Raw genomic sequence first — 1,075 nt, 5'->3', positions numbered from 1 at the left:
GAATCGAACGAAACAGCGGATCGGCGACGGCTGTTTCTGCGGTAACTAATTGTTATTCCTTCCTTTTTAGGAGAATCGTGGGATTTTGCGCCGGTCGTGAAAACATCCCGCAGACGTTCTTGGGCGAAGAGCGCGCCAAAAAAAGGCGCTGCTTATTAGCGCTTTGACACAGGAAGTTTTGACAGATTGGCTCACCCTTTGTCGGTGGCGATCGCACACATTTCCCCCTTCGTCATCCTGGGGCGGAGCAAGGAGCGAAGCGACGCAGCGCAGACCCCAGGATCCATGCCGTGACGTTTACGTGTAGCAACGGTGCAAGCTCTGCTTCAGCGCACCCCTTGGCGACTGCACTCGTCGAACGGCCATCCTGAGCCGCTGCATTCTTTGGCTGATGTCATGGCATGGATCCCAGGGTCTTCGCGACGTCGCTTCGCTCCTGCTTCGCCCTGGGATGACGAGGCTGGGAGGGCTTCGAAACCAGGCTTTGCAAGGGGTTCACGAGAAGAATTCGCCGGACTTGTCCTGCGAAGCGCGAGGCGCAAAGCAGAATGGCGGAGAGGATGGGATTCGAACCCACGAGAAGCTTTTGACCTCTACTCCCTTAGCAGGGGAGCGCCTTCGACCACTCGGCCACCTCTCCGTTGCGCCGGTGGATAAAGAAAAGCGCCGGCACAATCAACAAGCCTGCGCCATTATCATTGAAAAAACCGGCTTCTGTCGAAACGGCGCTTTCGCGATGCGGCGATTCTGCGGCAATCCGTTGGCCGGCGACTCGGCGCATCGTCGCAATTCCGACGGGCTATCGCCGGAATCGGCCGGATTGCAAGGGCTCGCAAGCGAGGCGATGGTTAACGGGAGCTTTCTGAGTGAGGCCAAATCGTGTCATTTGTGCAACAACGCAGGGGGATAGCACCCGCACAGCCCTTTTGCCGGTACGATGGTGGTTGAACGCCGCCGCCTCATGGGTAATGTCGAGTTCGAAGGAGCGGCGCGGTGCGCATCTTTTTCGGTAGTGGGGATGGGGCAGGGAACGCTGTCCTTCAGCAAAGAATACCCAGACCCGTTTTTTAACTTT

Annotated in this window: 1 protein-coding gene and 1 tRNA gene; both read right to left on the bottom strand. The window is 57.5% G+C overall.

Features of this window, described 5'->3' with window-relative positions:
* Window positions 1-549: 549 nt before the first annotated feature.
* Window positions 550-640, bottom strand: a tRNA-Ser gene (locus EOC94_RS33355).
* Complete coding sequence (locus EOC94_RS33350) at window positions 602-781, bottom strand: hypothetical protein (RefSeq protein WP_095483127.1); 180 nt, start codon at window positions 779-781, stop codon at window positions 602-604. The genes EOC94_RS33355 and EOC94_RS33350 overlap by 39 nt, the downstream gene beginning before the upstream one ends.
* Window positions 782-1,075: the final 294 nt, after the last annotated feature.

Source organism: Mesorhizobium sp. M6A.T.Ce.TU.016.01.1.1 (assembly GCF_003997065.1).
In the GTDB taxonomy this organism is placed as follows: Bacteria; Pseudomonadota; Alphaproteobacteria; order Rhizobiales; family Rhizobiaceae; genus Mesorhizobium; species Mesorhizobium mediterraneum.
The sequence above is the reverse complement of the archived record's forward strand: the minus strand, read 5'-3'. Positions and strand labels throughout refer to the sequence as shown.